Origin of the sequence: Paenarthrobacter sp. YIM B13468 (assembly GCF_042788025.1) — a bacterium.
In the GTDB taxonomy this organism is placed as follows: domain Bacteria; phylum Actinomycetota; class Actinomycetes; order Actinomycetales; family Micrococcaceae; genus Arthrobacter; species Arthrobacter aromaticivorans.
The window spans coordinates 16,464-34,216 of the sequence record NZ_JBHZPI010000015.1 but is presented as its reverse complement, the minus strand read 5'-3'; the positions used below and the strand labels follow the sequence as shown (position 1 = coordinate 34,216).

The 17,753-nt window shown below is 61.5% G+C and carries 18 protein-coding genes; 13 read left to right on the top strand and 5 right to left on the bottom strand.

Annotated elements, in window-relative coordinates; all coding sequences use genetic code 11:
- Nucleotides 1-49 precede the first annotated feature (49 nt).
- The 4 genes from ACFX4T_RS15030 to ACFX4T_RS15015 form a co-directional block, all read right to left on the bottom strand.
- The gene (locus ACFX4T_RS15030) at nt 50-424 is read right to left on the bottom strand and encodes a VOC family protein (RefSeq protein ID WP_377652547.1); all 375 of its coding nucleotides are present in this window, start codon (nt 422-424) and stop codon (nt 50-52) included.
- Nucleotides 425-816: 392 nt separating this feature from the next.
- On the bottom strand, nt 817-2,091 hold the full coding sequence (locus tag ACFX4T_RS15025; RefSeq protein ID WP_223947728.1) for an AGE family epimerase/isomerase: 1,275 nt from the start codon (nt 2,089-2,091) through the stop codon (nt 817-819).
- 276 nt (nt 2,092-2,367) lie between these two features.
- Complete coding sequence (locus tag ACFX4T_RS15020; RefSeq protein WP_223947727.1) at nt 2,368-3,150, bottom strand: DeoR/GlpR family DNA-binding transcription regulator; 783 nt, start codon at nt 3,148-3,150, stop codon at nt 2,368-2,370.
- 74 nt (nt 3,151-3,224) lie between these two features.
- Entirely contained in the window at nt 3,225-4,367 is a 1,143-nt protein-coding gene (locus ACFX4T_RS15015; protein WP_223947726.1) for a Gfo/Idh/MocA family protein, read from the bottom strand.
- Nucleotides 4,368-4,501: 134 nt separating this feature from the next.
- Here ACFX4T_RS15015 and ACFX4T_RS15010 point away from each other — a divergent pair, with 134 nt between their 5' ends.
- From ACFX4T_RS15010 to ACFX4T_RS14965, 10 genes are all read left to right on the top strand, one after another.
- On the top strand, nt 4,502-5,401 hold the full coding sequence (locus ACFX4T_RS15010; RefSeq protein WP_377652546.1) for a carbohydrate kinase family protein: 900 nt from the start codon (nt 4,502-4,504) through the stop codon (nt 5,399-5,401).
- A gap of 16 nt (nt 5,402-5,417) precedes the next feature.
- Nucleotides 5,418-6,302, top strand: coding sequence for an aldolase (locus tag ACFX4T_RS15005; protein WP_377652545.1), 885 nt, complete (start codon nt 5,418-5,420; stop codon nt 6,300-6,302).
- 79 nt (nt 6,303-6,381) lie between these two features.
- Entirely contained in the window at nt 6,382-7,671 is a 1,290-nt protein-coding gene (locus tag ACFX4T_RS15000) for an ABC transporter substrate-binding protein (RefSeq protein WP_377652544.1), read from the top strand.
- On the top strand, nt 7,668-8,624 hold the full coding sequence (locus ACFX4T_RS14995; protein ID WP_223947722.1) for a carbohydrate ABC transporter permease: 957 nt from the start codon (nt 7,668-7,670) through the stop codon (nt 8,622-8,624). The genes ACFX4T_RS15000 and ACFX4T_RS14995 overlap by 4 nt, the downstream gene beginning before the upstream one ends.
- 4 nt (nt 8,625-8,628) lie before the next feature.
- The gene (locus ACFX4T_RS14990) at nt 8,629-9,444 is read left to right on the top strand and encodes a carbohydrate ABC transporter permease (protein ID WP_377652543.1); all 816 of its coding nucleotides are present in this window, start codon (nt 8,629-8,631) and stop codon (nt 9,442-9,444) included.
- Between the two features lie 40 nt (nt 9,445-9,484).
- Nucleotides 9,485-10,924, top strand: a complete 1,440-nt coding sequence (locus ACFX4T_RS14985; RefSeq protein WP_223947720.1) for an NAD-dependent succinate-semialdehyde dehydrogenase — start codon at nt 9,485-9,487, stop codon at nt 10,922-10,924.
- A complete protein-coding gene (locus tag ACFX4T_RS14980) occupies nt 10,925-11,668 on the top strand; it encodes a sulfite exporter TauE/SafE family protein (protein WP_223947719.1) in 744 nt (247 codons plus the stop codon).
- A gap of 38 nt (nt 11,669-11,706) precedes the next feature.
- Nucleotides 11,707-11,895 carry a hypothetical protein gene (locus tag ACFX4T_RS14975; RefSeq protein WP_223947718.1) on the top strand — a complete coding sequence of 63 codons (189 nt, stop codon included), beginning with the start codon at nt 11,707-11,709 and terminating at the stop codon, nt 11,893-11,895.
- A 64-nt stretch (nt 11,896-11,959) separates the two neighbouring features.
- A complete protein-coding gene (locus ACFX4T_RS14970) occupies nt 11,960-13,354 on the top strand; it encodes a phosphomannomutase/phosphoglucomutase (RefSeq protein ID WP_377652542.1) in 1,395 nt (464 codons plus the stop codon).
- 37 nt (nt 13,355-13,391) lie between these two features.
- Complete coding sequence (locus ACFX4T_RS14965) at nt 13,392-13,964, top strand: GNAT family N-acetyltransferase (protein ID WP_377652541.1); 573 nt, start codon at nt 13,392-13,394, stop codon at nt 13,962-13,964.
- A gap of 66 nt (nt 13,965-14,030) precedes the next feature.
- Here ACFX4T_RS14965 and ACFX4T_RS14960 read toward each other — a convergent pair whose 3' ends face one another.
- A complete protein-coding gene (locus ACFX4T_RS14960; RefSeq protein WP_377652540.1) occupies nt 14,031-14,813 on the bottom strand; it encodes an IclR family transcriptional regulator in 783 nt (260 codons plus the stop codon).
- Nucleotides 14,814-14,994: 181 nt separating this feature from the next.
- On the opposite strand from ACFX4T_RS14960, the gene ACFX4T_RS14955 reads away from it, so the two are divergent.
- Genes ACFX4T_RS14955 through ACFX4T_RS14945 form a run of 3 tightly spaced genes read left to right on the top strand, consistent with a single transcriptional unit; the run spans nt 14,995 to nt 17,692 of the window.
- Nucleotides 14,995-15,708, top strand: a complete 714-nt coding sequence (locus ACFX4T_RS14955) for a CoA transferase subunit A (RefSeq protein WP_377652539.1) — start codon at nt 14,995-14,997, stop codon at nt 15,706-15,708.
- A gap of 38 nt (nt 15,709-15,746) precedes the next feature.
- Complete coding sequence (locus tag ACFX4T_RS14950; protein ID WP_216922267.1) at nt 15,747-16,481, top strand: 3-oxoacid CoA-transferase subunit B; 735 nt, start codon at nt 15,747-15,749, stop codon at nt 16,479-16,481.
- Nucleotides 16,478-17,692, top strand: coding sequence for an acetyl-CoA acetyltransferase (locus tag ACFX4T_RS14945; protein WP_377652538.1), 1,215 nt, complete (start codon nt 16,478-16,480; stop codon nt 17,690-17,692). Before ACFX4T_RS14950 ends, ACFX4T_RS14945 begins: the two co-directional genes overlap by 4 nt.
- Nucleotides 17,693-17,753: the final 61 nt, after the last annotated feature.

Sequence of the window (17,753 nt, the reverse complement as noted above, 5' to 3'; positions counted from 1 at the left end):
TGTACGCGGGGATGTGCGAACAAGACCGGGACTCCTTGCCTCGGGTGGCTTAAAAATACGGCTTCGTGATCAGCTCCAGCGCGTGGCCAGAGGGGTCCTTGAAGTAGACACCCCGGCCACCGTGCTCCGTGTTGGTCTCGCCCGGACGGATCATCTGCGGGTCCGCCCAATGCTCGACGCCGGCGCTCACCAGACGCTGATAGGCGCGGTCAAAATGCTGGTCGTCAACGAGGAAGGCGTAATGCTGCATCTGGATCTCGACCGGGGGCTCAGCGAATTGGAGCATTACGCCGCCATCCAAGGTCAGGTTGGTGAAGGGGCCCCAATTGGGAGCTTCGTCGGCTTCGAGGATGGACCGGTAGAACTCGGCAGAGACGGCGCGATCGATGGACGCGATGATGGTGTGGTTGAAAAGTGCGGGCATGCATAACTCCTTGTTGTGTGGATTTCGTTCGATGGCATCAGTTCATCGATCCACAAGGAGGTGCCCGCGGGGCAGCCGCGCCTATGACGCAGCAAGGCTTCAGAGGTCGGCCGGGTAGCCAATCCGTGCAGGGCAGGTGCCCGATCCGGTCATCACGTCCGCCAGTCTAACCGAACCAGCGCGAGTAGGAGAGCCAAGCCCGGACAGCCGGGGCACCAGCCTGTTGCTGGTGCCCCGGTTCTGCTGCGCAGGTCGTCCCTTGACAGGGGTAAGTCAAAATGATCCCCCGGTCCGCCTTCCCCGTATTGATGTCGTTGCTTGGAGTTGACGCAGCAGCCTTTAGGCGGGGCCAGAACCGCCCCGCCTTTTGGTCAATTTGCCAGGCGCACGGTTCAACCAGCGCGCGGCGTCTCAGCTTCCTGGGCTGTACGAAGGCGAACGTCCAGCAAGCCTGCGGCAAGTGCAGGCGCGAGTCCCGGCGCCAAGGGCAACCGGGGAACCACCAGGCAGTGCCACAAGTGGTAAATGTCTGCTTTTCCTGACCAGACAGTTGAGGCAACGTTGCCTCGCTCGTCGAGTTCTTGCTTCCAAGAGCCATGCTCGTAGTCGATGAACCAATCGCGGGCGTGATCCCAGATTCGCTCATACCAGTCCGCGTAGGTCTGGTCTCCCGTTGCCATATAGAGCGCAGCAGCGCCCCCGATCGCTTCAACCGGCACCCAACGAATGCGGGACGTGACAACAGGCTTCCCGTCCCAGTCGACCGAGTAGACGAATCCAGGATGACCATCCGGCTCCCAGGCATCGCGGATGGCAGCATCGAAAAGGCCCCTCGCATCCTCCGTCAGCCACGCTGGGACCTCCATGCCCCGAGCCTCAAGGCCGGCACGAAGGTGCAAGAGCAAGCGCGCCCACTCGACCCAGTGGCCAGGAGTTCCGCCGTAAGCACGGAACTGGCTGGCGCGGTCGTCGGTGTTGTACTCGGGAATCGGATTCCATTCCGGGTCAAAGTGCTCGAAAACGCGGTAGTTGTTGTTCCGTGCGAACTGATGAATGAGCACTTCAGCGATGTGGAGTGCGCGTTCAATCCAGCGGTTCTCGCCGGTCACATCGCTAACAATGAGGTACGCCTCAACTGAATGCATGCTGGCGTTTCCGCCGCGGTATGCCTCGGTTTCCATGAAGTCGCGGTTCCAGGAGTCGAAGCACATATTGGCTTCATGGTCCCAAAATTTCGAGTCAGCTATGTGCAACGCCTCGTCGAGCAACTCGCGGGCGCCTGGCCGCCGGGCCGCGACGGCGCTGGCTGCAGCCAGCAGTACAAAGGAATGCTGATAACCGGACTTTGTGTCGTTTACGGCCCCGTTCTCGTCGACCTCCGCGTACCAGCCGCCATGCTCGCTGTCACGGAAGACTCCGTTGAGCGCAGCAATGCCGTGGTCCACCATGGCAGCAGCACCAGGGCGTCCCATCAATGCTGCGACGGCAAAGCTATGAACCATTCGGGCGGTGATCCACAGATGGGTCGGCTTGTCGGCGATCACTTTGCCGTAGTTGTCGAGCCAGCCGAACCCGGTGGCGACCTTTGAACCGGCTGCGAAATTGATGAGCCGATCCGTTTCTGCTTCGAGCCAACGTGCGTGAGCGGCGCTGTTCAGCCACGTCATGTGCATCTCCTCAATAAGTTTTGCGGCCACCGAAACGGGCCTGTTCTGATCCTAACGCCCGATGATCGAATTCCACCAGAGTGAGTTTGATTTCGGACATTGACGGTAAAAACTTGGACGCCAATTGGCGACCTATCAATACAGCGGGGAGCTCGGGCGTCGTGATCCATGGCTGCGGGCGCCCAAGGATCACAGGGTTTCGCGAAAAAGCGTCGGCGAGCGGCCAAGGCGCATCAGGAGCCTCAGGCTCCAGTAGGCAGAACCGCAACTATGCGGTCATGCCGCCACGATGAGTTTCACGTCGGCCGCTTTCAACGCGGCTTCAATTTCCTGTGGCGGGGGCGCATCCGTCACAAGAATGTCAACCGCATCAAATACAGCCAGCTTGGCCAGCGCATACCGCAGCATTTTCTGATGCGTAGCAACCACCACCACCTGCTCGGCCGATGCCATGAGGGCGAGTTTCGTGGCGCGTTCTACATCCCGTTCAATGTAAAACGCTTCGTCGTGGATCCCGCTGACACCAATGAATGCGGTCTTGGCGCGCAGACCTTGTGCGGCGCTGACGGTCATGGGACCGTTGAACGCCTGGCTGTCCAATAACAGTTCGCCACCCAAGCAAATGGTGCGTGCAGACGTCAGCTGCAGGCACCTCTGTATCGCGGGCGCCGAATGGGTGATGATCGTGCCCATGAAAGATGTCGGCAGTTCCTGGGCGATCTGGTAGGTCGTAGTTCCCGCATCAAGAATGATGGCGTCACGGTCAGCCACCAGGTCCACACAGGCCTTGGCGACGCGCTGCTTCGCGTCGGCATCCTCGCGGGCACGCGCCGCGAAGTCAGCGTTCTGCCCGTGGCCCTCCACGGCGCTTACCCCACCGTGGACCACCTTGACCAGCCCGAGCTTGGACAGCGCCCGGGTGTCGCGGCGGACTGTCATGTCAGAGACATCGAACGTTCCTGCCAAGTCCGCGGTGGAAAGGAACCCCCGACGGCCGAGCTCGTCCAGAATGGTGCGCTGACGGGGCGTCAGCGGCGCCTCTTCCCGTGCGATGCTCATGGCCTCCCCTTTCCTCGTGTACACCTGGACGACTAAGGGTGTCGCAAAGTGTTGTAATTCCAACACAATCTTACTTACTTCCGAGCAACAACCTTCGCTGCGTCGAGTTCAATGGCGCGCCCTTCAACAATGGACCGCTCGGCTGCCAAGCCCATCCTGACGGATTGAAGACCATCTGCCACCGTCACATCAACCGAACCTTCACCCAGTATGGCCTTCCGGTAACCGAGGTGCTCATAGTAAGTGGATCCGTGGTGTGCCCCGGCGGCAAGGACTGCTTCATCGACAGGAACTTCATGCTTTTCCGGTCCCAGCGGTGATCGCGGACTGAACTCGACCGTGGCTTCAGTCTCGTCACCCTCAATCCAGTGGTTGGCGGCGACGGGGATGAGGGTCTCGATTTTGGCCGTGTCGCCCACAATCGAGATGCGTTCCTGGAATTTGGACCCCTCAGCGAACATGGACAGCTCCAGCATGGCGCGGCTGCCGCGCTTGAAGTCGACGATCACGTAGGCGTTGTCCACCATGTCCGGGGTGCGGCCGTCGTAGACCTCGTCAAGGTGGTTGACGTCGTGTCCGCCGCTGGCGTAGACGCGGGTTGGCTCGTCCTGAAGGATCAGGCGCATCAGATCGAAGAAATGACAGCATTTTTCTACCAGAGTGCCCCCGGTGCGATCCGCAAACCTGTTCCAATCGCCCACCTTGTGCAGGAACGGAAAACGATGTTCGACGATCGAGAGCATATGGATATTCCCTAGCTTGCCACCGTGTGCGGCCTGAATGATTTCCTGCACGGGCGGCATATAGCGGTACTCCATGGCCACCCACACCGGGGCGGTGTACGAAGCGGCAAGGATTTCCAGCTCGTCAGCCTGCTCCGCACTGGTGCAGACGGGCTTTTCCACCAGGACGGGCAGGTTGGTGCCGCTGGCGAAAATGTCCTTCAAAATTCCCAGGTGTGTGTCGTTCGGGCTCGCGATCACAAGCGCGTCCACGTGCCCCGATGCCAGCAGTTCCCGATGCGAGGAGTACGTCTTCACCTCGTAGCCAATTTCGCCCGACGTCTGGTCGAGGGACGCGCGCGTGGGATCGGAGACCGCGGTAATTCGGCTTCCTGGGATCAAAGCAAGGTTACGCACATGTTCGCGGGCCATGTGGCCGGCGCCGATAAGGCCGTAGCGAATGGTTTGGGCTGTTTCCCCAGAGGGCAATGCCATGAGCTGCTCCGTTTCTCTGCGTTGAGTTGGGGGACCGACGTTGCATCCCAAACATCACTATACAGAATGTGTTGTTTTTCACACATAGCGTGTGTATATTTTTTCAAATCAGCCCAACTACAACGAGGTGGATCGTGCACCAACAGTCATCCGAAACCCTGCTCTTCGTCGGGTGTGCCACTTTGGACTCCATCGCCCTTGTGCAGGACTACCCCAGTGCCGACAGCCGCACCGTGGCTGCCGATTTCGCAACGGCAGGCGGCGGGCCGGCCGCCACTGCGGCAGTAGCGGCAGCCCGTGCCGGAGCCAAGGCGGCTTTTGCCGGCGTCGTAGGGGTAGACGAGGAAGGTGACCGGATCATCAGCGGCCTCGAAGCCGAGGGCGTAGACACGTCGGCTGTCATTCGGAATCCCGGCGTCAGCACGGGCGCCAGCGTGATCGTGGTCAGCAGGTCCACCGAAAGCCGCGCGATCGTCACCCGACCTGTACCTCCGGTCCACTTTCCCGCGGGCAGCCGCTTTCATGAACTGGTACGCAGTGCGGCCTGGGTCCATGTGGACCAGTTGGGCTGGAATGCCGTAGCGAATCTGCCAGGCCTGCGGATCAGTGTGGACGCCGGAAACCCCATCCCTTCCTTCAGCCCGGAAGGTGTAGCACTGTACGTGCCAACGATCGAACGCTTGCGTGCCGAGTACGGTGACGATTTGTCCCCGGAGGCCCTCGTGCAAAAAGCCGTCGACGGCGGAGCTTCCGCCGTCGTGGCCACGGCAGGCTCCGAAGGAGCCTGGGGGCTGGAACGGGGCGGCATTCCGTTCCACGTACCGGCAACACCTGCGGAGATCGTTTCGACGCTCGGCGCAGGCGACGTTTACCACGGCGCCATCCTCGCCGCCGTTGCGGCAGGGCTCCCCCTACGCGAGGCCTCGGCATTCGCAAGCCGCACGGCCTCGGCATCCTGCGCAGGCCTGGACGGGCGCTCCATGATTCCCCGCCAGGCCATAACCCCCGCTTTGACCACCAATCACACTGTCTAGCTGAAAGAAGCAGCCCATGAGCGTTACCGATCTTTCCTCCCTCCAGCGTCCGTCAGGTGCGTTCGCCATGCTCGCTGTCGATCAGCGCGAAGCCATGCGGAACATGTTCGCCGAGCACACTGACCGGCCTGTAACCGACCAGGATCTCCGCGACTTCAAACTCGCTGCGGCCCGGATCCTCACTCCGTACGCCTCCGGCGTGCTCATCGATCGCCAATTCGCACTGGATCAGGCCATTGAAGAGAACGTGGTGGACCCCAGCTGCGGACTCATCGCCTCCGCCGACCACTTCGAGTCTGCCCATGGCGAACTGGTGGGTGAAGTGACCATCGACAAACTGGTTGATCCAGCGAAGTACGCTGCCCTTGGCGCCAAGGCACTAAAGCTCCTGGTGCTCTACCGCCCGGACGAACCCGCCGAGGGGCGGGTGGCGATGGTCCGTGAATTCGTGGAGAGCTGCAAGTCCGCGGGGTTGCTCAGCATCATCGAACCCGTCTCCCGTAAGCCTCTGGAGGGGGGAGACTTCGACTGGAACGCCGGCATCCTGGCCGCGGCCAAGGAACTCGGCCGCCTGGGTGCCGATCTTTACAAGGCGGAGGTCCCGTTCAAAGGCCAAGCCCCTGAGGCGGAGGTCCGTGCAGCTTGCGCCGAACTGACTAAAGCCATCGACGGCCCCTGGGTGGTTCTCTCATCCGGCGTACCGGAGGACATATTCCCTGACGCCGTCCGATGGGCATGTCTGGAAGGGGCCAGCGGGTTCCTGTCCGGACGAGCCGTGTGGGCGTCCTGCATCGGCTCCGCCGACGTGGTCGAATCCTTGTCCACCGATGCTGTCAGTCGGCTGCAGCGGCTCTGCGCCGTGGTCGATGAGGTGGTATCCGCACAACGAACCACCGCTTGATCCGTCCCGGAGGCCGTGAAGGCGCCCCCCCCCCCGTTCCAAAAAACTAGGCACAGCAACACTCAATGAGGAGAATTTTGTGAGTCAGATTTCACGCAGGCAGGCAATGGCCGTTCTTGGTGCCCTGGGTCTCGGCGCCACCGCCGCGGCATGCGCAGGACCTGGCGGTTCCACAACCCCGGGTGGCTCCACCGGGCCGGTTGCTCCGGCAACCGGTGATATCACCGGCAAGGTGTCCTTCGCTCACTGGCGTGGCGAAGACAAAGCAGTGTTCGACGAGCTGATCAAGCGCTTCGTTGCAAAGAATAACGGCGTGGAGGTCGCCCAGGACATCTCGACTTCCAACGACTACAACGCCCAGGGTTTGCAGAAGGTCCGAGGCGCGGCCATCGGGGACGCGTTTGCCACGTTCCGGGGCGCTCAGTTCAAGAACTTCGGCGAGGCCGGAATCTACACCGAGCTTAAGAACAGCAAGGCCGTTGGCAACTACCAGAAAGGCTTGCTCACGGCCGGGCAGTCTGGAGACAGCCAATTGGGCTTGCCCTATCAAGTGGTCTTCCCCATGCCCATGGCCAACACGGACCTGTTCGACAAAGCCGGGGCCGAGCTCGCTCCGAAGGACTGGAATGCCTTCCTCAACATGTGTGAGAAGCTGGCGGCCTCCGGCGTAACGCCCATCTCATGGCCCGGCGGCGATGTAGGAAACGGTGGCCAGCTCTTCAATTGCATGATCGCCAACAACGCGCCCGTGGATGATATGTGTTCCCAAATCGAGCAGGGTAAGCTCAAGTGCACTGACGACTGGTTCATCAAGATGCTGAACCAGTACAAGGACTTGGCCCCCTTCCTGCAGCCCAACGCCACGGGCACCGCGGTAGAGCCCGCCCAGAACCTGTTCTCACAAGGCAAGGCGGCCATGCTGGCCACGGGGTCCTACCACATTGCCGCGGTCCGCAACCTGGGGGCTAAATTCCCCATCGAGCTGGTATTCCCCAACACGTCCACCGACGGGAAAGCCAAGTACGAGGGCGCCTACAACGCCACGTTCATCCTCGGCGTCAATTCTGCAAGCAAGCACCAGGCCGCGGCGGCAGCATGGATTGATTTCCTGTCCGAACCTGAAAATGCCGCCTACTACGCCAACCAGACGGCTCAGCACGTTTCCGTCAAGGACGTCGAATACACCAACGCGGACCTCAAGCGTTTGAGCCCATGGCTGGATAAGAGGACGGCGCTGGCAGCCCGCTTCCAGTTCCAGAACCTGGACGTACGTAACGCCGTGGAGGCCAGCGCAACGGCTGTCATCTCCGGCACGAGCCCTGAGCAAGCGGCCGAAGCTGCCCAGAAGATTGTGGATGAACGGCTATGAGCACCCACACCGGAATGGCTGCCAAGCGAAAGGCGCCGGACAGAAGGATGGAAAGTGCGACGAAGAAGCGCCGGTCCCCTACCCGCGTTAATCCTGCGCTGTACCTCTTCCCGCTCCCCGCCGTCGCGGTCATCGCATTCTTCCTCGTGATGCCCACCCTTCAGGCTTTCCAGTATGCCGTTACGGACTGGAACGGCTTCTCGGCGGCGTTCGACTACGTGGGCGTGGACAACTTCATCCGGGCGTTCACCAAGGACTCGTTGTTCACCAACGCGCTGACCAACAACCTGAAGTTCGTACTGCTGGTAGTCATAGCCCAAACGGCGTTCTCGCTTGTGCTGGCCCTGCTCCTGACAAAGAACTCGCGTGGCGGCATCCTGCTGCGGGCGTTGTTCTTCTTCCCAACCATCCTGTCCTCAGTGTCCGTGGCCTTCATTTGGAAGTTCATCTACGATCCCAACTTCGGCCTGGCCAACTCGGTGCTGGGTGCCACGGGACTCCAAGGACTCCAAGGGTCCTACCTCGGTGACAGCAACCAGGCGCTCTACTGGGTAGCCGTTACCCAGGTCTGGTTCCATGCCGGACAGATGATGGTGGTCTACATCGCAGGCCTGCAGTCCATACCGCGGGAACTCTACGAGGCAGCGGAAATGGACGGTGCCAACAAATGGCAGCAATTCAAGTCCATCACCTGGCCTTTCGTGGCCCCTGCAACATCCATCGTCGTGGCCTACACCACCGTGCAATCGTTCAAGGCTTTCGACCTGATCCTGGGCATCGCGGGCAACCCGCCGAAGAGCTCGCTGGACATACTCTCCACCCGCATCTACAGCACTTTTGCCAACTCGGAGTTCGGCTACGCCGCCGCCCAGTCGATCATCTTCATGGCGATGATTGCCTTGGTCACGTGGATTCAGCGCCGGTTGCTCCGGCTGACCCCAAAGGGGGAATGACAGCATGCTCGCTTCAATAAGCCGCCGCGCCATCCTCGGCATCTACGCGCTAATCATCATCATTCCGCTGACCGTGGTAGGTTTCGGCAGCTTCAAATCCACGCAGGAATTGTTCGAAGGCCCGTTCAGCCTGCCGCGTTCCCTCTCCCCCGCCAACTACGCCGAGGTGATCGGCGGCCAGGACCTGGGTTCCTCCTTCTGGAACAGCGTCATCGTCACCGCCGTCTCCGTACCAGTCACGCTCTTTATTGCCAGCCTGGCCGGTTACGCCGTGTCCCGCCTCAAGGGCTTCGTGTCCTGGGCCATCTTCGGCTTCCTCGTGCTCGGTATGGCCATCCCCGCCCAGGCCAACATGGTCCCGCTTTACGTACTCTTCGGACGGCTCGGACTGCTGGACAACCTCCAGGGATTGATCTTGGCCAACGTGGTCTCCACGCTGCCGATCGCCGTGTTCATCCTTGGCGGTTTCATGCGCACACTTCCAAAAGAACTCTACGAAGCGTCCTCCATCGACGGAACCGGCCTGTGGAAGACCTACGCCTCGATCGCACTGCCGCTCTCCACACCATCAATCGCGGCGGCGGCCATCTTCTTGTTCGTCATTCACTGGAATGAGCTGCTTTACCCCCTCTTGTTCATCCAGTCCCCCGGAAACCGCACCCTCCCGTTGGCTTTGCTGAGCTTCCAAGGCGAATTCCAAACCAACTACCCGCTGTTGTTCGCAGGAGTCATCCTTGCCTCCCTGCCGGTGGTGGTGGCCTACATCTTCCTGCAGCGCTACTTCGTGGCGGGCATCACCGCCGGTGCCAGCAAGGGATGAACACCTCCAAACTTCTTCCAGCCAACGAAAGGCAATACACGTGAACCTGAAATCGGCACAGCATCTGATCAATGGGACCTGGCACTCGGCCGGAACGTTCAAGGACGTCACCGATCCCGGAAACGGGACCACCGTGGGCGAGGTGGCTTGGGGAGGCACGGAGGAAGCGACCAAAGCCGCGGATGCCGCTGCAGAGGCGTTCAGCAGCTGGTCCCGGACCACAGCCCGCACCCGGGCCGACCTGCTCCACAACGCCGCAGGTCTACTGGCCGAGCGCCGTGACGAACTGGCCCACACCTTGGCGCTGGAAGCCGGCAAACGACTCCCTGAAGCTCAGGGCGAAGTGGAATTCTCGGTGGAATACCTCCGGTGGTTTGCTGAGGAAGCACGCCGCACCACCGGAACGGTCAACCCACCGGAACTCCGGGGCCGCCATCATCTCAGCAGCCGCAAGCCAATCGGCGTCGCCCTCAGCCTCACGCCGTGGAACTTCCCGGTTTCCATCCAAGCCCGAAAGCTCGCAGCCATGCTCGCAGCAGGCTGCACCGTGGTGGGTCGAGTCTCCGAAAAGGCACCCCTCGCCGCTACTGGACTGTTCGAGATCCTGCACGATGCAGGGTTCCCGGCCGGCGTCGTAAATCTGGTCCACGGACCATCCCGGGACATTACCGGAGCGCTGCTTAAGCACCCCGCAGTGCGGGCGGTCAGCTTCACCGGCTCCACCGGCGTCGGCCGGCAAATCATGGCGTCTGCCTCCGAACGGGTGGTGAGGCCGCTGCTCGAACTGGGCGGCAACGCACCGTTCATCGTCTTCGAGGACGCCGACCTTGATGCCGCGGTTGAGGGCGCAGTGCTTGGCAGGCTCCGTAACACTGGCCAGTCCTGCGTAGCTGCCAACCGTTTCCTGGTCCAGGACTGCGTGGCAGACGAATTCGCCCGCAAGTTGGCTGCGCGATTTGATGCGATGACCATTGGGCACGGCGTTCCCGACGATGACACTCCCGTTCCGGATCTTGGTCCGGTGATCGACGCCGAAAGGGCGGCTGCCGTACAGGCTTTGGTGGACGATGCCCTCAGTCGCGGCGCCCGCCGGGTCACCGAGCGAACCCACGTTCCTGGACAAGGTTCCTTTATGGCCCCCACGCTCCTGGCAGACGTTCCCGACGACGCCCCACTGGTGAGCGAAGAAGTCTTTGGACCCGCCGCCGGGGTGGTCACCTTCTCATCGGAAGAGGAAGCAATCCGCAAAGCAAATGCCACAGAAATGGGGCTCGCCGCGTACGTGTGGACCAACAGCCCAAAGCGCGGCTGGGACATTCCCGAGCAGCTGGAAGCCGGCATTGTCGGAGTCAACGATCCCCTTCCGTCTGTGGCTTTCGCACCCATGGGCGGCGCCAAGCAGTCCGGCCTGGGCCGGGAAGGATCGAGCCTCGGCCTCGAGGAATTCGAGGAGGTTCAGTACATTGCCTGGAAGGCGTAAATGCTGACCACCGGGCTGGTGCTGGGCGCCGTCGTCATGGGCGCCGGGATGCAGCGCGTGACCGGGATGGGATTCGCACTGGTGGCGGCCCCCTTCCTGGTTCTGCTGCTGGGCCCGGTGGAGGGTGTGGTGCTGGTCAACGTCTGTGGAGCCGTGACGGCCGGTGCCATCATCTTCCGCGTCGTGCGGGATATTGACTGGAAGCGATACATGGCACTGGCCGCATCAGCACTCCTGGGGATTGTCCCCGCGGCCATCCTCATACGGTTCATGCCGCCCGCTGTCCTGGAGATCTCGATAGGCGTCATCCTCGCTGTCGGGCTCACGGTACTTCTTGTCATGAAGTCGGCAGTCCTGCCTAAACGGCGCCGATACCTCTTCACCGCCGGAGGTCTCAGCGGTTTCATGAATACTGCGGCAGGAGTGGGAGGACCGGCCGTCAGTATGTACTCGATAGCGACGCGGTGGCAGCACAAGTCGTTCGCAGCCACGATGCAGCCGTATTTTTTCACCATCGGCTCGTTATCGCTCATCTCCAAGGCGGTCACCGCGCCGGAATCGTTTCCCGTTCTGCCGATCACCATGTGGCTGGCTGTGGCCGCTGCGTGCGTCGTGGGACTCGTCCTGGGCGACCTCGCGTCCAAGCGGGTGTCAGCGCGAGCCGCGCAGATACTGCTGATCGTGCTGGCCTACCTCGGCGCAGCCGCCACCATTGTTCGAGGCGTCCTGGACGCCGTCGGCTGAGCCCGCTCGCCAACCCATAACCGACCAAGAGGACCACCATGTTTGACGTTTCATCCGAAGAAAGCACCCTGCGGGTTTCCACCAATAGCGGCGAAACCGTCTCCCTCACACTCGATGCAACGGCCCCAAAGTCCGTCCGGCTTGAAATCGCCACTACTTGCGGTTGCAGCGAAGTCCCTGGCCGACGCGTCGGTTCATATACGGATACGGACTTCGGCATCCGATAGGCTTTTGTTGTTATTCGAACATTAAGCGTTCGCTTCCTCTCAAAAGGTGCCCTCAAGGAGACTTATGGATCTGTCCTCGTCATTCAAGGCCTACGATGTCCGCGGCATAGTCGGCACTACACTGACCGATCAGATCGCACGAGCCATCGGTGCCGCGTTCGTCGACGTTCTGGGCCTTGCGGGGAAGACCGTGTTCTGCGGCGGTGACATGCGTCGTTCATCCCCCGGGTTTGTCGAGGCATTTTCGCAGGGCGCCTCCACCCGGGGTGCCGATGTGTACGACCTCGGATTGATTTCGACCGACGAACTCTACTTTGCCTGCGGATCGCTCGACGCGGCGGGCGCCATCTTTACGGCCAGCCACAACCCAGCGCAGTACAACGGAATCAAAATGGCCAAGGCTGGAGCCATCCCCATCTCATCCGATTCAGGACTGTTCGATATCAGGGATCTCGCCCAGCGCTACCTGAATGAAGGTATTCCCGAGGCCGAATCAGTGGGGACTGTGAGCTCACTCGACGTCCTTAAAGAGTATGCCCGCAAGCTGCGTTCCCTCGTAGATCTTTCCGGCATTCGTCCGCTCAAGGTTGTTGTCGACGCCGGAAACGGAATGGCGGGAATGACAGTTCCCGCGGTGCTGGACAGCCAAGTTCTACAGGCACTGCCGCTGACCATTGTCCCCCTGTATTTTCAGTTGGACGGCAACTTCCCCAACCACCCGGCCAACCCCCTGGAACCGGAGAACCTCCGCGATCTGCAGGCAGCCGTACTCGCCCACGGCGCCGACCTTGGGCTGGCGTTCGACGGCGATGCGGACCGCTGCTTTGTTGTCGATGAGACCGGACAACCCGTCACACCCTCCGCCATAACGTCCATGATTGCAGTGCGTGAAATTTCCAAGGCTCGAGCGGCCGGGGAGGTGGAGCCCGCCGTGATCCACAACCTGATTACGTCGCAGTCGGTTCCAGAGTTCATTCAAGCCGCTGGCGGTCGTCCGGTACGTACACGGGTGGGCCACTCGTTCATCAAGGCCCGCATGGCCGAAGAGGAGGCTGTGTTCGGTGGTGAACATTCCGCCCACTACTACTTCCGCGACTTCTACAACGCGGACACCGGCATGCTCGCCGCAATGCACGTCCTCGCCGCCCTTGGCGAACAGCCCTCGCCGCTTTCCAGCCTTGCACGGCAGTACGAACCGTACTCCTCAAGCGGTGAAATCAACTCAGCCGTGACGGACGGTGTCCGGTTGATTGCAGACATCCAGGCACTCTACGAACAGGTGGACGGATCTCTCATTGATGATTTGGATGGTCTAACCGTGACCGCGGAATCAGGAGACTGGTGGTTCAACGTCCGGGCTTCAAACACGGAAGAACTGCTGCGGCTCAACGTCGAGGCTAAGACTGCCGGGACTATGACCCTCGTGCGTGACGCTGTCCTGGAAATTATCAGGAATTAAGGTCCGGCGCGTCGGGGCGGATGACAGGATAGGCCGCATGGCAATCGAAGTTCGGCCCGCAGCGGTGTTCGAGGACGTGAAAACCATCGTCGGCCCCAAACGTCCTGACGCCAACGTGTGCTGGTGCCTGAGTTACCGGATTCCCTCGAAGCAGAACCTTGCGCTCCAGCGGGAGGAGCGGGGAAAGTTCGTGGAAAAGCTGGTTGCGGAGGATCCGCCGCCAGGCGTTCTCGCTTACGACGGCGGCGAAGTAGTTGGGTGGGCTGCCGTCCACCCCCGCGCCGACACGAGCTTCGCTACGAATAGGAAGATCCCGCACGTGGACGACGCCGAGGTCTGGTCCGTGTGGTGCATTCGCGTGCGGCCCGGGCATCGCGGAAAGGGCATCTCCCATACACTGCTCCAGGGTGCGATCGACTTCGCAAAGAGCCATGGCGCGCCGGCCATTGAGGGCTACCCCGTGGACAACAAAGGCAACAAAGTGGACCTGACCATGGCGTACGTGGGCACGCGCCGGCTCTTCGAGAAGGCCGGATTCACAAAAGTCGCAGAGACAACGTCCGTCCTCAACGGTTTCCCGAGAGTGCTCATGCGACTGGAGCTGCGCTAGCCCAACTGAGTAGCAGATGATGCCGTTTAGAACGCTCAAAACGGCATCATCTGCTACTTACTTGGGTCAGCCTTGCAGTTTCGCGGTCATCCGGTGAGCTTCCTCAAGCAGCAACTTGCCGAGGAATTCCTGTCGATCAGGGCGGAACCGAGGTTCGATCCCCGTTAGGGAAAGGGCCCATGCGGGCCGCCCTTGTTGGTCAAAAACGGCCGCGCCCATCCCCCAACTTCCTTCAAGGATCAGCCCCGGATTCACCGAGTAGCCCGTCAGCCGGGTCCGTTCAAGGTTGTCCCGCACCACATCGGCCGGATGCCCCACGGCAAAGTCGCCAGCATGCGCTGGCCAGTCCTCCAGCAGCCCTTCCTGCTCCTCAGGAGAAAGAAAGGCCATAATCGCAGTCCCTGCAGAGGCAACACCCAGCGGAAAACGTACCCCCTCATGCAGTACGAAGGACCTCACCGGAAACGAACCTTCCTCGCGCAACACGCAGACGGTTTCATTGCCGCGGCGGATCGAGAAGAAGGCGCTCTCGCCCGTCTCGGCAGCGAGCCTGCGCAGGGACGGCCTGGCGATGTCCTCCATGGGGAAGCGTGCCGCCGCTACCGATCCAAGGAGGAAGATCTCCGGCCCCAGAACCCACTTCCCGGCGGCCGAATCGTGTTCCAGCAGACCCTCCGCGGCCAGGGACGTTAGGAGCCGGTGCACGGTGGGCCGCGTCAGCCCTGACTCGCGAACCAATCCGGCTAACGATGTTCCCTCGGGTTTGCGCCCAACAAGCCTCAGCAGCAGGGCAACACGGCCCACAACTTGGGCACCCTGCACGGGGTTTGTACTTGTCTTCTCTGCCACCAAAACAGCCTCCACACGAACTTTCATCCACAATATGGACGCCATTGAGCCTACAGTCCACACCGTGAGTAGCCAAGCAGTAGCGCCATTGACCTCGTTAAGAATCAAACCTAGGCTCCTCTACAGGTCACAAGTCCACAACGTGGATATGTCCACCACGAAGGCTCAAAGAGGAGTTCCAATGTCGAAGATGCACACTAGCGCAACCCAAGCGCTCCAGGACTTGATGGCAGACGGCCTGACCATCGCCGTCGGGGGTTTTGGCCTGAGTGGCATCCCTGCCGACCTGATCGATGCCGTGCGGGAGTCGGGCGCCAAGGATCTCACCATCGTCTCCAACAACATGGGCGTGGATGGCAAGGGGCTCGGCGTCCTGATCGAGGCAGGCCAGGTCAGGAAGGTCATCGCTTCCTACGTCGGCGAGAACAAACTGTTTGCCGAGCAGTATCTGGCGGGCAAGCTCGACGTCGAATTCACTCCGCAAGGCACCCTCGCCGAGCGCCTTCGCGCAGGTGGCGCCGGCATCCCTGCCTTCTACACGCGGACCGGCGTGGGCACCTTGGTTGCCGAAGGCAAGCCACTGGAAGAGTTCGACGGCGTGACGTACGTCCGCGAGCGCGCCATCACCGCCGACGTCGCGCTTGTCCACGCCCACACCGCGGACACGGACGGAAACCTGATCTACCGCTACACGGCGAGGAATTTCAACCCGGTCGTCGCCACTGCCGGCAAAGTCACCATCGCCGAAGCAGAGGTCATCGTTCAGCCGGGCGAGCTGGATCCCAACCACATCGTCACTCCCGGCGTCTACGTCCAGAGGCTGGTGCAGGCCACCGCGCGGGTTAAGGACATCGAACAGCGAACCGTCCGGCCACGCGAAGCGGTAAGGGCCTAAAGAAGCGATATCGGTTTATAGAACAAGGAGCACACATCATGGGCTGGACACGAGACCAGATGGCCGCCATTGCGGCTGAAGAATTGAACGACGGCGACTACGTCAACCTCGGCATCGGCATCCCCACGTTGGTGGCCAACAACCTGCGCGACGGCGTGCGGGTGGTTCTCCAGAGCGAGAACGGGTTGCTCGGCATGGGCCCGTTCCCTTATGAGGGCGAGGAGGACGCGGACCTGATCAATGCCGGCAAGCAGACCGTCACCATCACGTCGGGTGGAAGTATTTTCGATTCTGCTACGTCTTTCGGCATGATCCGCGGCGGGCATGTAAAGGTGGCGATCCTGGGTGCCATGCAGGTGTCCGGCCGCGGGGACCTGGCCAATTGGACCATCCCGGGAAAGATGGTCAAGGGTATGGGCGGCGCCATGGATTTGGTAGCCGGGACACCGCGGGTCGTGGTCCTCACCGAGCACAACGCCAAGGACGGCTCGGCCAAGATCGTCACGGAATGCACGCTGCCCCTCACCGGGCTGAAGTGCGTTGACCGGATCATCACAGACCTCGCGGTCTTCGACATCGTGCCGGACGCTGAAACGTTTGGTCCGGACGCAGAAAAGCACGACGGCGGCACCCGCCTCCTGCTGGCCCGCCTCGCCCCGGGCGTCACGGTGGAAGAGGTCCGCACCAAGACAGAGGCGGAGTTTACGGTGGCGATCAGCACCGACGCTCCGGACCCTGCAGAAACAAACACTTTCGAAGGAGCAAACGCATGAGCCTGAAAGACCAGTTCGGCAAAGACATCCTGCTCACCGGGTGGGGGCACAGCAAATTCGGCAAGCTGACGGATCACACCCTCGAATCACTGATTGTCCAAGTGGTCGGTGAAGCGATCCGCAATTCCGGGCTTGAGGCCAAGGACATCGACGAGGTCTATCTCGGCCAGTTCAACTCAGGTATGCAGCCGCTGGGGTTCACGTCGTCGCTTGCACTGCAACTCTCTGCGGACCTGGCCAATGTCCCTGCAACGCGCACGGAGAACGCGTGCGCATCCGGTTCTGCAGCGTTCCAGCAAGGCGTGAAGGCTGTGCTCGCCGGAACGGCCCGCAATGTTTTGGTGATCGGCGCGGAAAAGATGACCGACGCCGGAGCAGACGTTGTGGGGGCTGCCTTGCTTGGTGCCTCGTACGAAATGGCCGGCAAGGCGTCCACCACAGGGTTCACGGGGTTGTTCGCGGAGGTGGCGAAGCATTACGGGAAGCGCTACGGCACGGGCATAGACGCAGCCAACTACCCCGGAGGCCTCGGCGATGTCCTCGGTTCCATTGCAGCCAAGAACCACCACAACGGCATGGACAATCCCTACGCCCAGATGCACCGCGACTTTGGCGAGGAATTCTGCCGGACTATCTCGGACAAGAACCCCATGGTCGCGGACCCCTTGCGCCGTACGGACTGTTCGCCGGTCTCGGACGGTGCGGCCGCCGTCGTGATTTCAACGTCGGCTACCGGCGGCGCAACCGCACCTGTGCGCCTGGCCGGATTCGGTCACGCGAATGATTTCTTCCCGGCGGAGAAGCGCGATCCCACCGAGTTCGCCGCTACCCGCGCATCGTGGGAGCGTGCCCTGGGCATGGCGGGAGTGGGCATCGACGGACTGGACTTCGCCGAAGTCCACGACTGCTTCACCATCGCCGAGCTCATCATGTACGAAGCGATGGGCCTGACTCCCCGCGGCGAGGGGTCGCGCGCCGTCCAAGAGGGCTGGGTATACAAGGACGGCAAACTACCCGTGAACGTATCCGGCGGTCTGAAGGCCAAGGGGCATCCTGTGGGCGCAACTGGAGTGTCCCAGCATGTGATTGCGGCCATGCAGCTCACCGGGACCGCGGGAGACATGCAGCTTCCCAATGCCCGGCGAGGCGCCGTCCAGAACATGGGCGGCGTGGGCATCGCCAACTACGTCAGCGTGCTCGAGGCGGTCTAACCCACCCAACTGAGTCGCAGCAGTGCGCGTTTTGAGGCGTCTAAACGCGCACAACTGCGAC